This window comes from Pedobacter aquatilis (genome assembly GCF_032678425.1).
Lineage (GTDB): Bacteria > Bacteroidota > Bacteroidia > Sphingobacteriales > Sphingobacteriaceae > Pedobacter > Pedobacter aquatilis_B.
On sequence record NZ_JAVTSG010000002.1, the window covers coordinates 281,138 to 304,102 of the forward strand.

At 37.4% G+C, this 22,965-nt stretch carries 17 protein-coding genes; all 17 read left to right on the forward strand.

The genetic code is table 11. The features are described from left to right. Nucleotides 1-307 precede the first annotated feature (307 nt). The 17 genes from mraZ to R2Q16_RS07255 all read left to right on the forward strand — a co-directional run bounded on the left by mraZ (nucleotide 308) and on the right by R2Q16_RS07255 (nucleotide 22,958). Complete coding sequence (mraZ, locus tag R2Q16_RS07175; protein ID WP_316736113.1) at nucleotides 308-775, forward strand: division/cell wall cluster transcriptional repressor MraZ; 468 nt, start codon at nucleotides 308-310, stop codon at nucleotides 773-775. Next, nucleotides 765-1,670 (forward strand): 16S rRNA (cytosine(1402)-N(4))-methyltransferase RsmH, encoded by a 906-nt coding sequence (gene rsmH, locus R2Q16_RS07180; protein ID WP_316736769.1) that lies wholly within the window; start codon nucleotides 765-767, stop codon nucleotides 1,668-1,670. Before mraZ ends, rsmH begins: the two co-directional genes overlap by 11 nt. Next, nucleotides 1,667-2,104: an FtsL-like putative cell division protein gene (locus R2Q16_RS07185; protein ID WP_316736114.1), complete on the forward strand. Its 438-nt coding sequence runs from the start codon at nucleotides 1,667-1,669 to the stop codon at nucleotides 2,102-2,104. Before rsmH ends, R2Q16_RS07185 begins: the two co-directional genes overlap by 4 nt. Continuing rightward, nucleotides 2,094-4,196 (forward strand): penicillin-binding protein, encoded by a 2,103-nt coding sequence (locus R2Q16_RS07190; protein ID WP_316736115.1) that lies wholly within the window; start codon nucleotides 2,094-2,096, stop codon nucleotides 4,194-4,196. Before R2Q16_RS07185 ends, R2Q16_RS07190 begins: the two co-directional genes overlap by 11 nt. A gap of 151 nt (nucleotides 4,197-4,347) precedes the next feature. Then, nucleotides 4,348-5,805 carry a UDP-N-acetylmuramoyl-L-alanyl-D-glutamate--2,6-diaminopimelate ligase gene (locus R2Q16_RS07195; protein ID WP_316736116.1) on the forward strand — a complete coding sequence of 486 codons (1,458 nt, stop codon included), beginning with the start codon at nucleotides 4,348-4,350 and terminating at the stop codon, nucleotides 5,803-5,805. Then, complete coding sequence (mraY, locus tag R2Q16_RS07200; protein ID WP_316736117.1) at nucleotides 5,805-7,052, forward strand: phospho-N-acetylmuramoyl-pentapeptide-transferase; 1,248 nt, start codon at nucleotides 5,805-5,807, stop codon at nucleotides 7,050-7,052. Before R2Q16_RS07195 ends, mraY begins: the two co-directional genes overlap by 1 nt. Nucleotides 7,053-7,126: 74 nt before the next feature. Then, nucleotides 7,127-8,515 carry a UDP-N-acetylmuramoyl-L-alanine--D-glutamate ligase gene (murD, locus tag R2Q16_RS07205; protein WP_316736118.1) on the forward strand — a complete coding sequence of 463 codons (1,389 nt, stop codon included), beginning with the start codon at nucleotides 7,127-7,129 and terminating at the stop codon, nucleotides 8,513-8,515. A gap of 15 nt (nucleotides 8,516-8,530) precedes the next feature. Further along, nucleotides 8,531-9,724, forward strand: a complete 1,194-nt coding sequence (locus R2Q16_RS07210) for an FtsW/RodA/SpoVE family cell cycle protein (RefSeq protein ID WP_316736119.1) — start codon at nucleotides 8,531-8,533, stop codon at nucleotides 9,722-9,724. Between the two features lie 91 nt (nucleotides 9,725-9,815). Beyond that, entirely contained in the window at nucleotides 9,816-10,211 is a 396-nt protein-coding gene (locus R2Q16_RS07215; RefSeq protein WP_316736121.1) for a four helix bundle protein, read from the forward strand. 379 nt (nucleotides 10,212-10,590) lie between these two features. After that, nucleotides 10,591-11,694 (forward strand): undecaprenyldiphospho-muramoylpentapeptide beta-N-acetylglucosaminyltransferase, encoded by a 1,104-nt coding sequence (murG, locus tag R2Q16_RS07220; RefSeq protein WP_316736122.1) that lies wholly within the window; start codon nucleotides 10,591-10,593, stop codon nucleotides 11,692-11,694. Between the two features lie 83 nt (nucleotides 11,695-11,777). Then, nucleotides 11,778-13,133 (forward strand): UDP-N-acetylmuramate--L-alanine ligase, encoded by a 1,356-nt coding sequence (gene murC / locus R2Q16_RS07225; protein ID WP_316736123.1) that lies wholly within the window; start codon nucleotides 11,778-11,780, stop codon nucleotides 13,131-13,133. Next, entirely contained in the window at nucleotides 13,126-14,295 is a 1,170-nt protein-coding gene (locus tag R2Q16_RS07230; protein WP_316736124.1) for a cell division protein FtsQ, read from the forward strand. Before murC ends, R2Q16_RS07230 begins: the two co-directional genes overlap by 8 nt. 45 nt (nucleotides 14,296-14,340) lie before the next feature. Then, nucleotides 14,341-15,699, forward strand: coding sequence for a cell division protein FtsA (ftsA, locus tag R2Q16_RS07235; RefSeq protein ID WP_316736127.1), 1,359 nt, complete (start codon nucleotides 14,341-14,343; stop codon nucleotides 15,697-15,699). 129 nt (nucleotides 15,700-15,828) lie between these two features. Then, nucleotides 15,829-17,454, forward strand: a complete 1,626-nt coding sequence (ftsZ, locus tag R2Q16_RS07240; protein ID WP_316736128.1) for a cell division protein FtsZ — start codon at nucleotides 15,829-15,831, stop codon at nucleotides 17,452-17,454. A 165-nt stretch (nucleotides 17,455-17,619) separates the two neighbouring features. Then, on the forward strand, nucleotides 17,620-18,861 hold the full coding sequence (locus tag R2Q16_RS07245; RefSeq protein ID WP_316736130.1) for an aminotransferase class I/II-fold pyridoxal phosphate-dependent enzyme: 1,242 nt from the start codon (nucleotides 17,620-17,622) through the stop codon (nucleotides 18,859-18,861). A 260-nt stretch (nucleotides 18,862-19,121) separates the two neighbouring features. Continuing rightward, nucleotides 19,122-19,298, forward strand: coding sequence for a hypothetical protein (locus tag R2Q16_RS07250; RefSeq protein WP_010602932.1), 177 nt, complete (start codon nucleotides 19,122-19,124; stop codon nucleotides 19,296-19,298). A gap of 465 nt (nucleotides 19,299-19,763) precedes the next feature. Further along, nucleotides 19,764-22,958 carry a TonB-dependent receptor gene (locus R2Q16_RS07255; protein ID WP_316736131.1) on the forward strand — a complete coding sequence of 1,065 codons (3,195 nt, stop codon included), beginning with the start codon at nucleotides 19,764-19,766 and terminating at the stop codon, nucleotides 22,956-22,958. The last annotated feature ends 7 nt before the right edge of the window (nucleotides 22,959-22,965 follow it).

Sequence of the window (22,965 nt, forward strand, 5' to 3'; positions counted from 1 at the left end):
AATGTTATTATGTTTATAACATTTGCCAAAATATGCTTGCCATCTCCCTATATTTGATTCCTTTTTTTAGCGAATTGGTGGCTTAACTCCCACCAAGTTTAAATTTTACTTCCTGAAAATGGGATGAAGCTAACTTGCTTTTTATCAGTAGATAAGCTATTTTGATAAGGTTGAGTGGGTTTTTTAAGTGCTTGTTTTAGGTCTCCGGTGGGAGAAAAATGATGTGGAAAACTTTTTTGTGGTAAAAAGTGGTAAAAAGTGGTAGAACTCTTTACTTTTACACTACATAAAAAGTGTAAATACCACTATGACCCAACTTTTAGGAGAATTTGATTGTAAACTTGACGCAAAGGGACGCCTTATGGTGCCTGCTGCGCTTAAGAAGCAATTGCCTGAAAGTGAGAAAGAGGGTTTTGTTATTAACCGTGGTTTTGAGAAAAATCTGGTTATCTATCCTAAATCTGTTTGGAATGATGTTGTGGCGGAAGTAAGTAAATTAAATCCTTACGATGCTGAAAGCAGGATGTTTGTTCGTGCCCTAACCCGTGGCGCAACTGAAATTACCCTTGATGCTGCTGGCCGTGTGTTAATTCCAAAATCTCTTGCTGAATACGCTGGTTTAAGCAATGATATTGTCTTGGCTTGTCAGCTAGATAAAATCGAGGTATGGGATAAAAAATCTTACGAAGATAGTTTTGATAATATTCCGGAGAACTTTGCTGCATTAGCGCAAAAGGTGATGGTTGAAAAGAAAGGAGGTGCTGATGGAGAATAATTACCATGTTCCGGTTATGCTTCAGCCATGCATCGATGGTTTGAATATTAAGCCTGATGGCGTTTACGTTGATGTTACTTTTGGTGGTGGCGGTCATTCTAAGGAAATCTTAAAACATCTTGGTAAAAATGGAACCTTGATTGCTTTTGACCAAGATGCTGATGCGCAGGCAAATATTCCTGCTGATGAACGTTTAGTCTTTATCGATCAAAACTTCGGTTTCCTTAAAAATAATCTTCGTTTAAAAGGCTTTAAACAGGTTGATGGTATTTTAGCTGATTTGGGAGTTTCTTCTCATCAGTTTGATATTCCTGAACGCGGTTTTTCTATCCGTTTTAATGCTGATTTAGATATGCGTATGGATAAAAACGGTCGCTTAACAGCGGCTGAAGTTTTAAATACCTATTCAGAAGATAAGCTTCATAAAATTTTCGGGATTTACGGCGAAGTGAAAAATGCAAAATCGCTTGCCAGAGCAATTGTAACGGCTCGCCTGGATGCAGCATTTACTGATATTAATAGTTTCAAGGAGGCAATTGCTGCTTACATCCCAAAGGGAAAAGAAAATAAATATTTAGCGCAGGTTTTTCAGGCTTTAAGAATTGAGGTGAATGCAGAAATCCAGGTGTTGGAGAACTTTTTACAGCAAGCAGCTGAGGTTCTAAAGCCAGGAGGTCATTTGGTGGTGATGTCTTATCATTCATTGGAAGATAGACCGGTCAAAAATTTCATGGCAAAAGGAAAATTTCAGGGAGAAGTAGAAAAAGATTTCTTTGGAAACCAGCAAAAGCCATTTAATGTGATTACCCGTAAAGCGATTGTAGCTACAGAAGAAGAAATTGCGCAAAATAACCGTGCTCGTAGTGCAAAATTAAGAATAGCGGAAAAGATATGAACAGGTTTAGGGAAGATATTGATGATGATGAATTAGGACCTGAGCCAGAATTAAAGGCTAAGTCGGAAAAGGTAAAACCTGAAAGGGTAAAATCTGAAGACGAGAAAAAGTTTGCAGATACTTTTATCGGTAAGTTTTTTATTGAGGGTGTAATATCAAAAGAAGCGGCTACAGATGCATTGCCGTTTTTGTGTTTTCTGGCTTTTTTAGGTATGATTTACATCGCTAACAGCCATTTTGCAGTAAACAATGTACGCAAAATTGATAAGTTAAATAAAGAAGTAAAAGAATTAAGGTGGGAGTATAAGTCGATGAAGGCTGAACTGATGTTTAAAAGTAAACTGACAGAAGTAGCCAAAAAGGTTGATACCCTCGGGATAAAAGAATTAATCGAACCTCCAAAAAAAATAATTGTTAAAAGCGATGAATATTAGAGCAAACATACTGCTTCGTGTATATCTGGCATTTGGCTTAATTGTGCTTTTTGCTTTGGCGGTAGTTTTACGCCTTGGGCAGGTGCAGTTTATACAAGGGCATAAGTGGAAGGCAATGGCGGATAGTCTTTCAACGAGGTATATGGCTGTTGAAGCCACTCGTGGTAACATTTATTCTAATGATGGCAGTTTATTGGCTACCTCTGTACCTGAGTATGAATTGCGCATGGATATGTTTGCGGGCGGTATTGCTGATGATAAGGTTTTTAATGAAAAGGTTGATTCTTTAGGGATGAAACTTGCAGGGATTTTCCAGGATAAATCTGCAAAGGATTATTCGAGAATGCTTCGCAAGGGACGTGCTGATAGTGCCCGTTATTTATTGATTCGCCGCAGGGTAAGTTATACCGATTTAAAAACCGTAAGAACTTTTCCTTTATACAATGTTGGCAAGTTTAGCGGTGGCTTAATCGCTGTGCAACAAAACAAACGCATACTGCCGTTTAAGGCGCTTGCTGCCCGTACCATTGGTTATAAAAATGAAAACGTTAAAAATGGTGTGGGTTTAGAGGGGGCTTACAACGAATATATTAATGGTGAAACGGGCAAAAGATTAATGCAGCGTATTGCTGGAGGCGTTTATGTTCCGGTAAATGATGAAGAAGAAGTTGCGCCGAAAGATGGTGCAGATATTATTTCTACCATCGATGTAAACATGCAGGATTTGGTGCAGAATGCATTAGAGAAACAGTTAATAGCGACTAAAGCTGACCACGGAACGGCTATTTTAATGGAAGTAGAAACCGGAGAAATCAGGTCGGTAGCTAACTTCTCAAAAATTGAGGAAGGTGTTTATAAAGAGAAATTTAACTACGCGATAGCTGGTAATCAAGATCCGGGTTCGACATTTAAATTGGCTTCTTACATGGCTTTGCTTGAAGATAAGCTAGTGGATACAAATACCATGATTGGAACTGGGTATTATCAGATTCCGGGCAAATTAATTACCGATTCGCATCCGGTTATTACTTCAGTAACGGTTAAAAGAGCTTTTGAGGAATCTTCAAATGCAGCTATTGCTAAGTTGATTAATATGCATTATGGTGCAAATCCAATCAAGTTTACCGATCACCTTTACGATTGGCATTTGAATGAGAAAATGGGACTTCAGATTCCTGGCGAAGCAATGCCGGTTGTTAAAAATCCTAAAACAAACAAAAGCTGGAATAAGAACATGACTTTGCCTCAAATGGCTTACGGCTATGAAATGCAGTTAACACCGTTAAAAATGCTTTCGTTTTATAATGCGGTAGCCAATAATGGTAAATATGTAGCACCAATTTTTGTAAAGGAAATCAGAAGATTGGGTAATCCGATTGAGCAGTTTAAGGCTCGTGTGATTAACGACCAGATTTGCTCGGATGAAACGTTAAGCAAGATTAAAAAAATGCTCGAAGGTGTGGTAACGGAGGGTAGCGGAAAGCAAATTGTTTACAATCCATTGTATAAAATCGCAGGTAAAACCGGAACAGCACAGGTGGCTGATGCTAATAAAGGGTATAAGGCAAATAAACAATATCAAGCATCTTTCGTAGGTTATTTTCCTGCTGATAAACCGAAATATTCGCTAATTGTGGTTATTAACGATCCAAAAGGGGCTTATTATGGTGCACTGGTTTCTGGTCCGGTTTTCAGGGAAATTGCGGATAGAATTTATGCGAGTGATATGCAGATGTATAACGATGTTCCCACTAGATTAGTTGGCAATATCGGTAATCCGCCAACAAAGGCCGGACAAAGCAAAGCCACTCATAAAGTATATAAAGCATTTGGATTTAAGCCACTTTTTGCTTCAAAATCTGAATATTACAACATTATCGATACAAGTGCAGGTACAGTTTTCCAGGAGAACAGTGAGCGCAAAGGCGTTATGCCAAACGTATCAGGCATGGGATTAAAAGATGCGCTTTATCTTTTAGGTAATGCCGGATTAAAAACAAGGGTATCAGGGTCTGGAAAAGTTATAAGGCAATCTGTTCAGGCCGGAGTTAAAGTTGGCAAAGGATTATTGGTTGATATACAATTAGATTAAAAAAATGAATGATTGATAGAATTAATGAATTATAGAATGAGTGAATTAATGAATTATAGAGTGAGTGAATTATAGAATGAAAATGAGCAACCATCAACACATTCATTCATTCAAAACTCACTAATTCATTCATTTAAAAATAAAAAAAAGCATGCAATTACAAGATTTACTATACGGTGTAACGATTAAAGAATTGGTTGGCAAAACCGATAGGGAAATTGCTGCGCTTCATTTTGATTCGCGTAAGGTTGCACAAGACGATGTTTTCTTTGCCATTGTAGGAACAGCTGCCGATGGTCATCAATATATTCAGCAAACTGTAACGAAAGGTGCTGCGGTCATTATTTGCGAAAACCTGCCGGAAATTGAAGATTATAATGTAACCTACATCAAGGTTGATAATACTTCTGTTGCGCTTGGTATTATGGCTGGCAACTTTTACGGCAATCCTTCAAAAGAATTAAAACTTGTTGGCATTACCGGAACAAATGGTAAAACTACAATTGCAACTATTTTATATAAGCTTTTTAGAGATTTAGGTTATAAAACCGGACTAATCTCAACGGTTGAAAATTTTGTGAATGATAAGGTTGTAGCTGCTACACACACTACTCCAAATCCAATTGCTTTAAATGCACTGCTTAAAGATATGGTAGATGCAGGCTGCGATTACTGCTTTATGGAAGTCAGTTCGCATGCGGTTTCTCAACACAGAATCGAAGGTTTAACTTTTTCTGGGGCTGTATTTTCTAACCTCAGCCATGATCATCTTGATTTTCACAAAACATTTGATGCTTATTTAAAAGCTAAGAAAACATTCTTTGATTTATTACCGAAATCGGCTTTTGCATTAACCAATATCGATGATAAAAACGGTATGGTGATGCTGCAAAATACGAAAGCGCACAAAAAAACTTACGCATTAAAACAGCTTGCAGATTTCAAAGCTAAAATTATTGAAAATGGCTTCGCTGGTTTGCATTTGGATATTGATAACGAAGATGTATACTTCAAATTAATCGGTTCTTTCAACGCTTATAATCTGCTTGCCGTTTATGGAACAGCAATTTTATTAGAGCAGGATAAATTGAAGGTGCTTACATTATTAAGTCGTTTAACTGGTGCTGAAGGACGTTTTGATTATATCGTATCTGATGATAAAATTATCGGGATTGTGGATTATGCCCACACACCAGATGCGGTGCAAAACGTACTGAACACAATTGCCGATATCAGAAAGGGCAATGAGCAGGTGATTACGGTTTTAGGTTGTGGAGGAGATAGAGACAAAACCAAACGTCCGATAATGGCTCAGGTTGCCTGCGATTGGAGCGATAAAGTTATCCTTACTTCTGATAATCCACGTACCGAGCAGCCGCAAAGCATTATCGATGATATGGAAGCTGGCGTTTCGCCAAGCAATAAGCGTAAAACTTTATCCATTTTAGATAGAAGAGAAGCCATAAAAACGGCATGCCATTTGGCGCAAAGCGGAGATATTATTTTGATTGCCGGAAAAGGACACGAGAAATATCAGGAAATAAATGGAGTGCGTAATCACTTCGATGATAAGGAAATTTTACTTGAACAATTAAACCCTCGCAGCTAATGTTATATTTATTATTTGAATACCTGCATAAGCATTACGACATACCTGGATTAAGGTTGTTCCAGTACATCACTTTCCGTGCATCCGTTTCGATTATTTTATCATTAATCATTACCACGGTTTACGGACGTAGATTGATTGATTATCTGCACGCAAAGCAAGTTGGCGAAACGGTAAGAAATTTAGGCCTCGAAGGACAAATGCAAAAACAAGGTACACCTACAATGGGAGGTATCATCATTTTGCTTGGTATTTTGATTCCAACATTATTGTTTGCGAATATCGCGAACGTGTACGTAATCCTGATGATTATCACCACCATCTGGATGGGCGCAATCGGGTTTTTAGATGATTACATAAAAGTCTTCAAAAAGAATAAAGAAGGCTTAGCCGGAAGATTCAAAGTTGTTGGTCAGGTGGGTTTAGGTATTATTGTAGGTTGTACCATGTATTTTCATCCAAATATTGTCGTTCGCCAAACGGTTAAAGATGATGTGAAAAATACTTCATCTGTTCCGATGGTTTTACGCCAAAAGGGCGAAACTTTCTACTATACACAGGATGTTAAATCAACAAAAACAAATATTCCTTTTTATAAGAATAATGAGTTTGATTATGCTAAAGTGCTTAAGTTTTTAGGTACTGGCTACGAAAAATACGCATTCCTTGTATTCCTTGTATTCACAGTTTTCATCATCACGGCGGTATCAAATGGTGCAAATATTACGGATGGTATAGATGGGCTCGCCACAGGAACATCTGCAGTAATTGGAACAACGCTTGGTATTTTGGCTTATGTGTCGGGTAACACAGGTTTTGCCGATTACCTGAACATTATGTACATCCCGAATTCGGGTGAGTTGATGATTTTTGCCGGTGCTTTTGTAGGTGCTTGTGTGGGTTTTCTGTGGTACAATTCATATCCGGCTCAGGTTTTTATGGGCGATACAGGAAGTTTAGCAATAGGTGGAATTATCGCTTCGTTCGCCATTATGATTCGTAAAGAATTATTGATTCCCATTCTATGTGGCGTGTTTTTAATCGAGTTGGTTTCGGTGATTATGCAGGTTTCCTACTTCAAATACACAAAAAAGAAATTTGGCGAAGGCCGAAGGATTTTCCTGATGTCGCCATTGCATCACCATTATCAGAAAAAAGGGTATCACGAAGCAAAAATTGTTACCCGCTTCTGGATTATAGGAATTATGCTTGCCATTATGACGATTGTAACCTTGAAATTGAGATAGGGTTTTAGTAAAAAGTATAAAGTAAAAAGTATAAAGTCGCAGGGCGATAATTGAATAACAAACAGCAAAAAGAAATGAGCACTAATCAAAATACAGCAACCAATCGTCAGTCAGCAATGGCAGGGCAGGGCCGTGTTGTAATTTTGGGTGCAGGCGAGAGTGGTGTTGGTGCCGCAAAATTGGCTCAACAAAAGGGCTTCGATGTTTTCGTTTCTGATTTCGGTGTAATTGCTGATAAGTATAAATCTGCTTTAGAAAAATTGGCTGTTCCATTTGAATCTGAAAAGCATACTGAAGCACTTATCCTAAATGCAACGGAAGTAATTAAGAGCCCGGGTATTCCATCAACAGCACCAATCATTAAAAAATTGGTTGCATTAGGTATTCCGGTAGTATCTGAAATTGAGTTTGCAGGACGTTATACCGATGCTAAAATGATTTGTATTACTGGTTCGAACGGTAAATCAACGACCAGTTTACTTACTTATCATATTTTAAAAAATGCAGGCTTAAACGTTGGTCTTGCAGGAAATATCGGACAAAGTTTTGCAGGACAGGTTGCCACCGAAAACTTCGATTGGTACGTGCTGGAGATTTCAAGCTTCATGCTTGATGATATGTTTGCTTTCAAGGCTGATGTGGCGGTTCTGCTAAATATCACACCCGATCATTTAGATAGATACGATTACAAGCTTGAAAACTATGCTGCTTCAAAAATGCGCATCATCCAAAATCAGACTTCACAGGATACATTTATCTATTGTGCTGATGATGAGGAAAGCTTAAAAGCATTGCAAAACATAAAGCCACTGGCAAAAACATTACCATTCTCTATCCAAAAAAAGGTAAAAGAGGGAGCAGATTTAGAGAACGATACAATACACATACACATTGAACCAAATAACGAACTAACCATGTCTATTTCAGAATTAGCCTTGCAAGGCAAGCACAACATTTACAACTCTATGGCTTCGGGCATTGTTGCTAAGGTTTTAGAGTTAAGAAATGATTCTATTCGCGAGAGTATGGGTAATTTCAAAAATATTGAGCATCGCCTGGAGCATGTCGCTAAAATTTCTGGAATTGATTTCATCAACGATAGTAAGGCTACAAATGTGAATTCGACCTGGTATGCGCTTGAAAGCATGACCACTGATGTAGTATTGATTATGGGAGGTGTTGATAAGGGCAACGATTACAGCATGCTTAAGGATTTGGTTAAAAGCAAAGTAAAGGCAATTGTGTGTTTAGGAAAAGATAATAAACGCATACACGATGCTTTTGAAGATGATGTAGAAGTAATTGTAAATACTTTTTCGGCTGAAGAAGCTGCACAAATTGCTTTTCACTTGGCAAAACGTGGCGATGCGGTTTTGTTATCGCCAGCATGTGCAAGTTTCGATTTGTTTAAAAATTATGAAGACCGCGGAAACCAGTTTAAGGCGGCAGTAAAAGAATTATAGAAGGAGGTTAACAAAATGTTGCAAGCTCTACTTAATAAAACAAAAGGCGATAGATGGATTTGGTTAATCATCATCCTGCTTTCGCTTATCTCAGTAATGGCTGTTTACAGTGCTACCGGAACTTTAGCCTATAAAAAGGGTGAAGCGGTAGAAAAGCTTCTGTTAACAAAACACCTAATTTTTGTAATGTTGGGTATTGGGATGATTTACATTTCCCACTTGCTTGATTATAGATATTATGCCGGAATATCGAAGATTTTAATGATTGTAACCATTCCGCTATTACTTTATACATTAATATTCGGTACAAATTTGAATGATGCATCCCGTTGGGTTAAAATTCCCGTTATCGGTTTAACCTTTCAAACTTCCGATTTGGCTAAGCTGGCACTGATTACTTTTTTAGCCAGGATGTTAACCAAAAAGCAAGAGAATATTAAAGATTTGAGAGAATCATTTATTCCGATTATGGCCTCCGTTTGTACAGTGTTCGTGTTAATCGCATTGGCAAATATGTCTACGGCACTAATGCTTTTCGGTGTAAGTATCTTGCTTTTGATTATTGGAAGGATTAGCATTAAACAGATTTCAATTGTTTGTGCAGGCGGTTTAGTGTTGTTGTTATTGGTAGGGTTTTTAGGTCCAAGAAGTGAAACTTACAAATCACGTATCAGAACCTTTTTACATCCGGAACTCGTACACTCTGATAAAAGTTTTCAAGCCGACCAGGCAAAAATTGCTTTGGCAACCGGCGGCGTTTTTGGTAAAGGACCAGGTAATAGCACACAGCGTAATTTCCTTCCGCACCCTTATTCTGATTTTATTTTTGCCATTATTATTGAAGAATGGGGAACGTTTGGGGGAATTGTGATTATGATGCTTTACCTGGTGCTTTTGTATCGATGTATAAAAATTGTAACCCGAGCGCCCAAGGCATTTGGTGCATTGCTTGCAGCAGGGCTGAGTTTTAGTTTAACTATTCAAGCTTTTGCCAACATGGCGGTTGCGGTAGGTTTGGGTCCGGTAACAGGTGTTCCGCTTCCTTTAGTAAGTATGGGTGGTACATCCATGATTTTTACCAGTGTGGCTTTCGGAATTATTTTAAGTGTGAGCCGCGATGTTGAAGAAAATGTAGCCGGCAAAACAACAGGTGATAAAACTAAAGTAAGTAATAAGGTTATTGTTGGAGAGATTCCGGCAATGGCTTAGAGATATTGAATGAGAGAATTAGTGAATGATTGAATTAGCGAATGATTGTGTGAGAGAATGATTGAATCGAAGCATCCCAAATTTTAAATAATTGAATTTTAATTTAAAAAAAATGGGAGATGCAAATAAAATTGAATTTGTTAATGCTGTAAAAGCAAGAACTAAGAAGTTTGTTTTAGATTCGATAACATTCTATCAAACACTGCCAAAAACTGAAGAATCAAGAATAATTGGAAGACAGTTTATTCGTTCTGCATCATCTGTCGGCGCTAATTACAGAGCTGCTTGCAGAAGTAGATCAAAAGCTGAGTTTTTTGCAAAGCTTAGCATAGTTGTTGAAGAGGCTGATGAAACAGCTTTTTGGATTGAGATTTTGACGGAATCAAGTATTACAGATTCTTTGAAAGCTCAACTATTGTTAAAAGAAGTTAATGAAATCTTAGCAATTGTTGCTAGGGCTAGAAAAACGGTAAGTAATAATAAATGAAAGGATGATTGAATTATCGAATTAAAGAATGTGTAGTTTACTCTAAACATTCACTCATTCAAAATTCATTCATTCAATAATTAAATAACAAATGAAAGGATGATTGAATTATTGAGTTACAGAATGTACGTTTTATTGGAAACATTCACTCATTCAAAATTCATTCATTCAATAATTAAATAACAAATGATAGGATGATTGATTTATTGAATTAAAGAATGTACGTTTTATCGGAAACATTCACTCATTCAAAAATTCATTCATTCAATAATTAAATAACAAATGAAAGGATGATTGATTCATTGAATTAGAGAATGTACGTTTTATTGGAAACATTCACTCATTCAAAATTCATTCATTCAATAATTAAATATAACAAATGAATAATTCCCCAAAAATTATCATATCAGGAGGTGGCACAGGCGGGCACATTTTTCCCGCCGTTGCCATTGCCAATGCATTGAAACGCATTGTGCCCGGCTGTGAAATTTTATTCGTGGGCGCAATCGGTCGCATGGAAATGGAAAAAGTTCCAGCTGCCGGATATAAAATTATTGGCTTAAACATTAGTGGCATGCAACGCGGTTCTATTGTGAAAAACCTTGCCCTGCCTTTTATGGTAATGGGTAGTGTTCGCAAAGCGATGAAATTGATAAATGACTTTAAACCAGATGCTGTAGTAGGTGTTGGTGGTTATGCTTCAGGACCACTTTTATATGCTGCATCATTGAAAGGGATTCCATACTTAATTCAAGAGCAAAACTCTTACGCTGGTTTAACCAACAAGTGGCTCGGTAAAAAAGCTTCAAAAATTTGTGTGGCTTTTGATGATATGGATGCTTTCTTTCCCGCTAACAGAATCCTGAAAACGGGTAATCCGGTAAGAGGTGAAGTTGTGGATATTAAAGGTAAACACTTTTCGGGTGCTGAGCTTTTGAAACTCGATCCGCAGAAGAAAACAATATTGGTAACCGGAGGTAGTTTAGGTGCCGGCACTTTAAATAAGGCAATTGAAAAACATCTGCCAGAAATTTTAAAAGAAGATGTTCAGGTTATCTGGCAAACCGGAAAGTTTTATTATAAAGGAATTATCGAGCGATTGGGTTTAGATTACCACCCGAACGTTAGAATACTGGAGTTTTTAAATAAAATGGATTTGGCTTATGCTGCTGCCGATTTAATCATCAGCAGGGCTGGAGCTGGTACCATCGCCGAACTTTGTATGATACAAAAACCAGTAATATTGGTGCCATCACCGAACGTTGCTGAAGATCATCAAACTAAAAATGCCTTAGCATTAGTAAAAAATAATGCGGCAATGTTAATTAACGATCGCTTTGCGGAAGATACATTGGTAACCGAAGCCTTGAAATTATTAAAAGACAAAGCACACAGCGAAACATTATCAGAAAACATCGGTAAAATGGCGCTTCCAATGGCCGATGAAATTATAGCGAAGGAAGTGTTGAAGTTGATTAAGTAAGAATAAGGATATAGGAGTAAAGAGTAAAGATTTAAAAAGAATAGCAGGACGTAAATCGTAATTCAAAAATCGTAAATCAAAATATGGAACTAAGTAAAATAAGTAGGGTATATTTCGTGGGTATCGGTGGTATCGGTATGAGTGCGCTTGCCCGCTATTTTGCTAAGCGTGGTTTGGTGGTTTGCGGGTACGATAAAACCAGAACTAAACTCACTGAAACATTAGAGCAAGAAGGGATTCTGATTTCTTATCTCGATGAAGCATCCGCTTTGCCATGTGCATTTTTGGATAAGCATGATGATAGTCTGGTTGTTTACACACCTGCAATTCCTAAAAATTCAAAGATTTTAAATCATTTTATTGATAAAGGTTTCAGTTTAAAGAAACGTTCTGAGGTTTTGGGTATCATCAGCAAAGGCATGTTTTGCATTGCCATCGCTGGTACGCATGGCAAAACCACAACTTCATCAATTGTTGCACACATTTTAAAAGATACAGGTTACGATTGTACCGCATTTTTAGGTGGCATTACGAGTAATTACAATAGTAATGTATTGTTCGGTGAGAATAATGTTGTGGTTGTAGAGGCTGATGAATACGATAGATCTTTTCTAACGTTACATCCGGATATTGCAGTTATTACTTCAATGGATGCTGACCATTTGGATATTTATGGTGATAAAAGCCATTTAGAGGAATCGTTCCATTTGTTTGCAGGGCAACTTAAAGAAAATGGAATTTTATTTGCGCATGAAGGCTTGCCTTTAGAAAAAAGCATCAGCTATGCAGTAAGTAATTCTGCAACGGCCAGAGCAGAAAATTTAAGAGTCGAAGGTTCAAAATTTGTGTTTGATTATACTGATGATTCTTGCGCAATAAAAGATTTAAGCTTAATGCTGCCAGGAAAACACAATGTTGCCAATACAACGGTTGCCATAGCAATTGCTTTAAAACTTGGTATAGCTGCCGAAAAGATTAAAGCAGCTGTTGCAAATTTTAAGGGCGTAAAACGTCGTTTCGAATATATTGTAAATAACGGTAAGCAGATTTATATTGATGATTATGCACATCATCCCGAAGAATTAAAAGCTTGCTTTGATGCGGTTCGACAATTATATCCGGAGAAAAAACTTACGGTAATTTTTCAGCCGCATTTATTTACGAGAACGAGAGACTTTGCTGATGAATTTGCCAGTGTTTTAGGCACAGCCGATGAACTGTTACTGTTGGATATTTATCCGGCGAGAGAGTTACCGATTGAAGGTGTTAATTCAAACTTTTTGTTGGATAAAATACGTTTGGACAACAAAAAAATAATAAATAAAGAATCTGTAGTTGAATATATAAAAAATAACAAGCTAGAACTGGTTTTGACTGTAGGTGCAGGTGATATTGATACTTTGATAGAGCCATTAAAAAATATTTTAACCAATGCATAAAAGAATAAACTGGAGCGCAATTTTTACTGGGTTTGCCTGGCTCGTTAGCCTGGCGGGCGTGGTGGTGCTTCTAAGTTTTATCAATGTTAAAAAGCAAACCGTTAAATGTACAAATGTTAAAATTTTAATTCCTGGGGCTGATAATTTTATCGAAAGAGAAGAAGTTGATCAAATTTTAAGGGAAGATCAAGGTGTGTTGGTTGGTCGGAATTTGGAACAGATAAACATTCATCAAATAGAGCAAAAACTTCAGGCTAATCCATATATCGGCTTTGCTAAAGTTTATGTTGATATGGATGGGGTATTAAATATCGAGATAAAACAACGCCAGCCAATTTTAAGGATTTTAAACTCCAGCGGTCAGGATTTTTATATTGATAATGATGGTTTGAAAATGCCGATTTCGCCAAACTTTACAGCCAATGTGCTTGTTGCTACTGGTAATATTCAAGAGGTGTTTGGCATTCGTGTGGATACACTGAGAACGCAGATGGCGAGGGATTTATACAAAACGGCGCAGTTTATAAAACGCGATACGCTTTGGGATAATCAGATTGAACAAATAACGGTTGATTCTAAAAATGATATTGAACTTATTCCGCGTGTTGGAAACCAACGTATCATTTTGGGAAACGCTGATTCGCTTGATATTAAAATGAAAAACTTGTTGGTTTTTTACAAAAAAGCGATGCCACAGGTTGGTTGGGAAACCTACCGGACCATTAACATAAAATACACGAATCAGATTGTTTGCGAGAGGCGTGATTCGACTTTAATCGCAAAACAAGCCAGGAAACTAACGGCAGTAGATAGTTTAAGCTTAAGTAGAAAGGTAACCGATTCATTAGTTAGAGCTGCAATTGGTAAATCGCTTATTGATGCGGCTGATGAACGAACGGATGAGCAGAAAAAAACTGTAAGTGCTGCAAAGCCGAAAGTTACTAAGCCTGAGCCGGCAAAAACGGTTGTTAAAAAAGAACCTGAAAAGGAAAAACCTAAAACTATTGAAACGGCAAAGGAAAAACCAAAGGTAACTGCCAAAACTGAAACTAAAAAAGCAGAACCTAAAAAGGAAGAAGTGAAAAAGGCAACAACTAAACCCACTTCAGCTACAAAACCAAAGACTGATACAAATCAGCAAAAAGATAAAAAGAACAAATAGATCCCGTAGAAGAACAATATATAAAACTCAACAAAATTAACGAAAATGGACAAGGCAAAACATATTAGTCAGTCTCCAATTGTAGTTGGCCTGGATATCGGTACTACAAAAATTTGTGTTATTGTAGGCCGCAGAACACAGCATGGAAAAATTGAAGTATTAGGAATCGGCAAGGCCGAATCAGCAGGTGTAACGAGGGGTGTGGTTTCTAATATTCAGAAAACCGTGCAGGGTATTATGCAGGCAGTTGAAATCGCCAGCGGGCAATCGAATGTAGAAATTCAGGTTGTTAACGTTGGTATTGCAGGGCAGCACATTAAGAGTTTGCAGCACCGTGGTATTTTAACCAGAAGGGAATTAAATAACGAAATCGGTAAAAAAGATATCGACAAGTTAATTGATGACATGTTTAAACTGGTTATGCCTCCGGGCGAAGAAATTATTCATGTTTTACCACAGGAATTTACCATTGATAACGAGCCGGGGATTAAAGATCCTATCGGGATGGCTGGTGTGCGCCTTGAGGCTAACTTCCATATCATTTCTGGTCAGGTTACGGCGGTTAAAAACATTATCAAATGTGTAAATAATGCAGGTTTGCAAACTCAGGATTTAATTCTTGAGCCTTTAGCTTCTTCAGAATCGGTGTTGAGCGATGAAGAAAAAGAAGCGGGTATAGCACTTGTAGATATTGGTGGTGGTACAACTGATATTGCTATTTTTCACGAAGGGATTATTCGCCATACTGCTGTTATTCCATTTGGCGGCAATAGCGTTACGGAAGATATTAGAGAAGGATGTTCGGTTATGCGTAACCAGGCTGAGTTATTAAAAACCCGTTTTGGTTCGGCATTAGCAGAAGAAAACAAAGAGAACGAAATTATTTGCGTTCCGGGTTTAAGAGGCAGAGAGCCGAAAGAAATTTCTGTGAAAAACCTGGCTTATGTAATCCAAGCCAGAATGGAAGAGATTATCGAGCACGTTTATTACGAAATCAAATCATCGGGATACGAGAAAAAATTAATCGGCGGTATTGTAATTACTGGTGGTGGTGCTTTGCTGAAGCATTTATCTCAGGCAGTTGAATACGTAACTGGTTTAGATTGTCGTATTGGTTATCCAAACGAGCATTTATCTAAATATGAAGATATGCCAAAAACCATTTATGATGATTTAAAAAGCCCGATGTATGCAACGAGTGTTGGTTTATTAATTAAAGGTATTCAAAGAGCTGAAGAGCAAGAAATCGAAATTAAAAAGGGAACCGTTATCGTTGATAAATCAAAGCCTGTAAAAGAAAAGGCAAAAAGCGGACCTGGTTTATTTGATAAGCTTTTAGGAAAAGCAAGAATTTTCATCCAGGATGATATGGATGTAAGCGATGAAGATTACCTGAAAGGTTAATTTTTTTCAACATAGGCTGAGTTTTCCACATTATGAACAGTTGTGGAAAACGTCTGTTGAAAAAGTGTTAATATTACATGGAGTAATGAACAGAATTTAAAAAATTTTAAACAACTGATTCATAAGATTATGCAGTTCGAAATGTTAAAAGATAAGTCGTCAATCATCAAAGTAATTGGTGTTGGTGGCGGTGGCGGCAACGCAGTAAACCATATGTACCTGTCGGGAATAACGGGTGTAGACTTTATTATTTGTAATACCGATGCTCAGGCTTTGGAGTCTAGTCCTATACCTAATAAGGTTCAATTGGGGGCTAGCTTAACCGAAGGAATGGGTGCAGGATCAATTCCTGAAGTTGGTAAAAACTCAGCAATTGAGAATATCGATGATATTAAGGCTATGCTCGGTAGCACAACCAAAATGTTGTTTATAACAGCAGGAATGGGTGGTGGTACAGGTACTGGCGCAAGTCCGATTATCGCAAAAGCTGCAAAAGAGCTTGATATATTAACGGTTGCTATAATTACTACTCCATTTTCTTTCGAAGGAAAACGTAGAAGATTACAGGCTGATGAAGGTTTGGAAGAATTAAAAAAGTATGTTGATTCTTACTTAGTTATTTCGAACGATAGGTTACGCGAAATTTTCGGAAACCTTACCTTGGGTTCGGCCTTTGGCCAGGCAGATGATATCTTAACTACTGCTGCTAAAGGTATTGCTGAGATTATTACTGTTCCGGGTTATATAAACGTCGATTTTAAAGATGTGCGTACCGTTATGAAAGATAGCGGTGTTGCAATCATGGGTAGCCATGCATCTGAAGGTGAGGATAGAGCTTTACAAGCGGTGGAGGGTGCTTTGGCATCACCACTTTTAAAAGACAATGAAATTGAAGGTGCACGTTATATCTTGTTGAACATCAGTTCAGGAATGCGTGAGGTTACCATGGATGAAGTTTCTGTAATTACAGATTACATTCAGGAAAAAGCAGGTTTATCTGCAGATTTAATCTGGGGTAATTGTACGGATGAAACGTTGGAAGATAAATTATCAGTAACGATTATTGCTACTGGTTTCCAAACATCTGAAGAGCGTGTTCACGAGGAGAAAAACAAAAAGAAAATTTCATTATTAACACCAGAAGAAGCACCGTTGGTTCGTCCGGTTGAGCCTGTTAACTCATTCATTCAGCCTAAAGCTGCTCCAGTTGAAGAGCCTGTAATGAAGTTAAAGGAAGAAGCGCCTCAAGCAGATTTGTTTGGTGGAATGTTCAATAAATCTGAGGCACCAAAATATCAGGAGCCTGAGAATGAAATTGTTCGCCACACCTTAATTGAGGAAGAGCCACAAGCTGAAGCACCTTCAGAACAAGGTTTTGAATTTGAAATTAAGCTTGCAGAAACTGAATATGTTTTTGAAACTCCGGTTGCTGAAGTACCTAGAATGCCCGAACCAGAGCCTGAATTACCAGTTGTTGGTTTAGATGATAATCAAAATGACGAATCGGTTGAAGAACAACTAAAAAAATCTAAAGAGCGTATTATGCGTTTGAAAGATTTAAGCATGAAACTTCGCACCACAAATGGATTACAGGAATTAGAAAACGAACCGGCTTACAAGCGCAAGCAAATGCAATTGCAGCAAGTTCAACATTCTTCTGAATCTCAGGTTAGTCGCTTTACGTTAAGCAATGACCAAGATGGAGGAACAGAAATCAGACCTAATAATTCATTCCTACACGATAATGTTGATTAATTCAAATAGCATATAATTTCAAGGCTCCGATATATCGGGGCCTTTTTGGCGTAATAATAAATCGCTAAATTTTATAATTGACATCCTGAGGATGAAGCGAGTTGATTTTAAGCCGAATAAACCGTAAATTCGCAAAATTTAATACAAATAATAATACATAATACATTGGATATATTTGAGAAGATAGCAAAACACATGGGCCCACTTGGTCAACACCAAAAATGGTCTCATGGGTATTTTTCTTTCCCTAAATTGGAAGGAGAAATTGCACCACACATGCAGTTTAAAGGGAAAGAGCACTTGGTTTGGAGCTTAAACAATTATTTAGGTTTAGCCAATCATCCTGAGGTTAGAAAAGCAGATGAAGAAGCGGCAGCGCAATTTGGTATGGCTTACCCGATGGGTGCACGTATGATGAGTGGTAACTCAAAATATCATGAGCAATTAGAGCAGGAACTTGCAGCTTTTGTCGGTAAACCTGATGCTTTCTTGTTAAATTATGGTTATCAAGGTATGGTATCAATTATCGATACTTTGGTGGATAGAAATGATGTTATCGTTTATGATGCCGAATCTCATGCTTGTATTATTGATGGTTTGCGTCTTCATATGGGTAAAAGATTTGTATACAAACACAACGATATCGAAAGCGCAAGAAAGCAGCTTGAGCGTGCTACAAAATTAACAAATGAATCTGGCGGTGGTATTTTATTAATTACCGAAGGTGTTTTTGGAATGAGCGGTGCACAAGGTAAATTGAAAGAAATTGTTGATTTAAAGAAAGATTTTGATTTTAGAATCCTTGTTGATGATGCGCACGGTTTTGGTACAATGGGTAAAACCGGAGCTGGTACACATGAGGCCCAGGATTGTATTGAAGGTATCGATGTATACTTCGGTACATTTGCAAAATCAATGGCTGGTATCGGTGCTTTTGTAGCATCAACGGAAGAAATTACAAACTTCTTAAGGTATAACATGCGTTCGCAAACTTTTGCCAAAGCATTGCCAATGCCAATGGTAATTGGATTGTTAAAACGTTTAGAATTGCTAAAAAGCAAGCCTGAACTAAAAGACAAACTTTGGGAAATTGCGATGACTTTGCAAAAAGGTTTACGTGAGCGTGGTTTTGATTTAGGTGTTACCGATTCTGTAGTAACGCCAGTTTTCTTAAAAGGTGAATTGAGTGATGCAACTGCCATTACTTTCGATTTACGTCAAAATTATAGCATTTTCTGTTCTATTGTTGTTTATCCGGTTATTCCGAAAGGAATGATTGAATTACGTTTAATCCCAACTGCTGTTCATACATTAGAAGATGTTCAACGTACATTAGATGCATTCAGCGAAGTTGCAGAGAAATTAGAAAACGGTTATTATAAAGAAAATCAGTTTGCTATTGCTTAAGTAAATTGTTTAAATATGAATGCCCTTTAAGTTAGCTTAAAGGGCATTTTTTTTGCGTTAAATTTCATAATCTTTTGATTTAAAGTGAATTGTGTTAAATATGTTACGCCTTGTTGTGTATAAAAGCCTTAATTGTGGAAAAAAACGGTGTTTGGGGCATTTTTTTATTCAGCCAAAAGTTTTTTTATTTGATTAAACACATTAAATTAGATATACAATAAATTAAAACTAAAAACCTAAAATTACAGGAGCATTTAAAGATGAAAAAATTTGAAGAAGTAAAAAGTTTAGTTGCAGCTTTGGAAGCTGACGCAGACAAGTTCTATAACAAAGGTAACAGCGCAGCTGGCACACGTGTACGTAAGGGTATGCAAGATTTGAAAAATTTAGCTCAAGCTATTCGTTTAGAAGTACAGGATACTAAAAACAAAGCTTAAGCGACTAAAATATTTTGTAAAAGGCCCCGAAATTTCGGGGCCTTTTTTGTTATTGGATAAATTTATAATTAATCTAACTATTAGTGCTTTTAAAAGGTATTTTGAATGCTTTAAAAAATCACATCTTCCTTCTAATGTAGTTTTAATAAGACTGTATATCTAGAAATACTTATCTGTAAAATATTTTTTAAAAATTGTTTGTTTATAAATTTGTAATTGCCTATTATTGAAGTAGTAAATCGTTTTAATTCTAACCAAGTTATACCTATGAGATTTATCTACATTTCTATCATTAGCAAAAAAATCATCCCACCAGAAACAGTAATTCGCTGTTTACCTCAGATTTTCACTTAAATATTTGAGTCATTATTATGTATTAACTAAGTTTTATATTTCCTATTAACTAAATCGTTTTATGTAATTTATAATTTCCATTAATAACTAACCAAATACTAAACTATGAAAATGAATCTATCAAAGATTTCTGGGCTTGCTGCGCTCTTGCTGCTCCATGGCCCCGTTTTTTCAATGAATCCTGGGGAAGAAAATCCGCAGCGATTTAAGATGAAAAATTTCTCTCCAATGCTATTCGTTCAGCAATCAACCATTAGTGGAACGGTGGTGGATGAAAAAAACCAAACCATGCCTGGAGTGGGCGTGAAAAATCAAACCACCGGAAAATCTGCTGTTACTGATGCTTCTGGTAAATTTGTAATCGAAGCAAGTGCTGGTCAAGTACTTCGCTTTAGTTTCATCGGTTACAAAAATAAAGATGTTACGGTTGGTAGTGGCACAACAATTAGTGTAAAAATTGAACCTGCTGAAGCCAGTAACCTTGATGATGTAGTGGTAATTGGTTACGGTGCGGTTAAGAAGAGTGACCTTACCGGTTCTGTTGGGGTAGTGAAGGCTAGCGAGTTACAAGAACGCCCGGCTCCTTCTTTAAATCAGGCTTTGGCAGGTAGAATTGCAGGGGTACAGGTAAATACCAATTCTGGAAGACCTGGTGGCCAAACCAATATTCGAATCAGGGGTTTCAGTTCTATTAATACCAGTAATAACCCGCTTTACGTGGTAGATGGTGTAGCTTTGCCTGTTGGTTCACAAACGCAGAATAGTAGTGCCATTGATTACATTAATCCAAGCGATATTGCATCTGTTGAGGTTTTAAAAGATGCATCTTCAACCGCAATTTACGGTGCAAGGGGTGCAAATGGTGTTATCCTAATCACGACCAAGAAGGGAACGGCTAATAATCAGCGCATTACTTACGACGCAGATTTTTCAGTTAATACGCTTGGACCAAAACATGTTGAAATGCTTGACGCTTTTGAATACGTAAAAGTTCAGGATTTGGCTTATGAAAACATTAAGGTTTACGATCCGGTGGGTTGGGCTGCTGGAAATTATGCTTCAACGCCTGTTCCAAAAAATGCACGTATTGCTTTGCCTCAGTTTTTCGATGGCAACGGAAATCCATTATATAATACGGATTGGCTAAAAGAATCAACACAAAATAAACTTTCTCAAAATCATCAGCTTGGATTTACCGGTGGTAACGAAAACAGCACTTACGGTATATTTGCTGGCTATCGTAATGATGAAGGGCTTCTTAAAAACTCTTACCTAAAACGTTATTCTGCCAGATTTAATTTTGATAGCAAGATAAAAAGCTGGTTAAAAGTTGGCGGTAATTTGAGTTACAATAATCAACAAGAAAACATTGTAGACCAAGGCACCGGTGGGTTGAATTCGGTTAGAATGATTACTGAAGCCTTTCCGTTTTTACCTATTAAATTACCTGATGGGAAATGGGGCGATAACAAGCTTATACCATGGGCTGAGGGCGGTTCTAACCCGGTTCATATTTTAACTGACCAAAAGTACGGCGTGGTTACCCAAACTGCGTTAGGAAGTCTTTATAGTACGATTAGTTTAACAAAAGATTTAGAATTCAGAACCCAGCTAGGCGCAAACGTAGTAAGCAGAAACATTAATGAGTACAATGCAAAACTACTTTACGGAATTTCTGACGGACAAAATGGTACGGCAAACATTACCGATGACCGTGAAACTTTCTGGTCGTTGGAGAATTATTTAACGTATAACAAACGTTTTGGCGAGTCGCATGCTTTAAATGCCTTATTGGGTTTTTCATGGCAAGAAACTAATTTTTTCAGTAACACCAGTCATGCTGAAAACTTTGTAACCGATTTTTATGGTACCAATAATTTAGGTTCAGGAAGTAAATCGATTACAGTTGGTTCTAGCAGAAACCGTTCGGCTTTCAATTCTTATTTTGGAAGGATAAACTATGCTTTTAAAGATAAATATCTCGTAACTTTTACAGGAAGGGTAGATGGTTCATCTAAATTCGGCGATAACCATAAATTTGCATTCTTCCCATCGGCAGCGTTAGCCTGGAAAGTCTCGGAAGAAAGTTTTCTTAAGGGAAATACAACCATCTCTAATTTAAAATTACGTACAAGTTATGGTTTGAGTGGTAATTCTGAGTTGCCTGCATATCAATCTTTAGCTACACTAGTTAACAACTCTGCGATTATAAACGATAGTAGAGTTACCGGTATAGGTATTGGAAGACTTGCAAATCCGGATTTAGTTTGGGAGAAAACAGCGCAATACGATGCCGGACTTGAACTAGGTTTACTTAATAACAGAATCAACCTGGAAGCCGATGTGTATTATAGAAAAACAACAGACATGTTGCTGGATGCACCAGTTCCGCGTTCAACAGGTTATGCTGTGATCCGTAAAAACATTGGCTCTATGCGCAATAAAGGGGTTGATTTGGGTATTAATACCATAAATATTGAGTCGGAAGACTTTACTTGGAAAACCAGTTTCAATATTTCTTTAAACCGTAATAAAGTACTTTCATTAGCTACTCCGGATGATATTTTTGGTGTTGGTAATCCAAACTTTACCAATCAAACGGGAATTATCAGAGTCGGTGAGCCGGTAGGTTCATTCTGGGGGCTTATTCGTTTGGGTACATGGAGCGAGGCAGAACGCGCTACAGCAGCTCAATTTGTGAGTTACAGAGGTGGTAAAACACTTTTACCGGGTGATGTGAAATACCTTGACGTAAATGACGATAAAGCGATTACAGATGCGGATAGACAGATTATCGGAAATGGTACGCCAAAAGGTTGGGGTTCGTTCTCAAATACATTCAGGTATAAAAATCTGGATTTGATTGTTGAACTTCAATACTCATATGGTAATGACATTTTAAACATGACGCACCACTCTGGTGAAGACAGACAAGTACAAGCCAATAGCTTTGCTAGTGTATTAAATGCCTGGACACCTCAAAACCAGAATACGCCAATTGCCGCAATTCGCGATCAATCTGCTGGTTACGTAACCAATGTAGATACGCATTGGCTAGAAGATGGCTCGTTTATCCGTGGTAAGAATTTGTTGTTAGGCTACACCTTTAATTCGACAATTACCCAGAAACTTAAGTTGAGTAGACTAAGGGTTTATGGCTCAGTTCAAAACTTTTTCCTTGCAACGAAATATACAGGTAATGACCCTGAGGTAACCACTTATGGAAACGCTTTTGCTCAAGGACAAACATTTTTTGATTATCCTAAGCCAACAACATTTATGCTTGGTCTTAATATCGGGCTGTAATATTTTT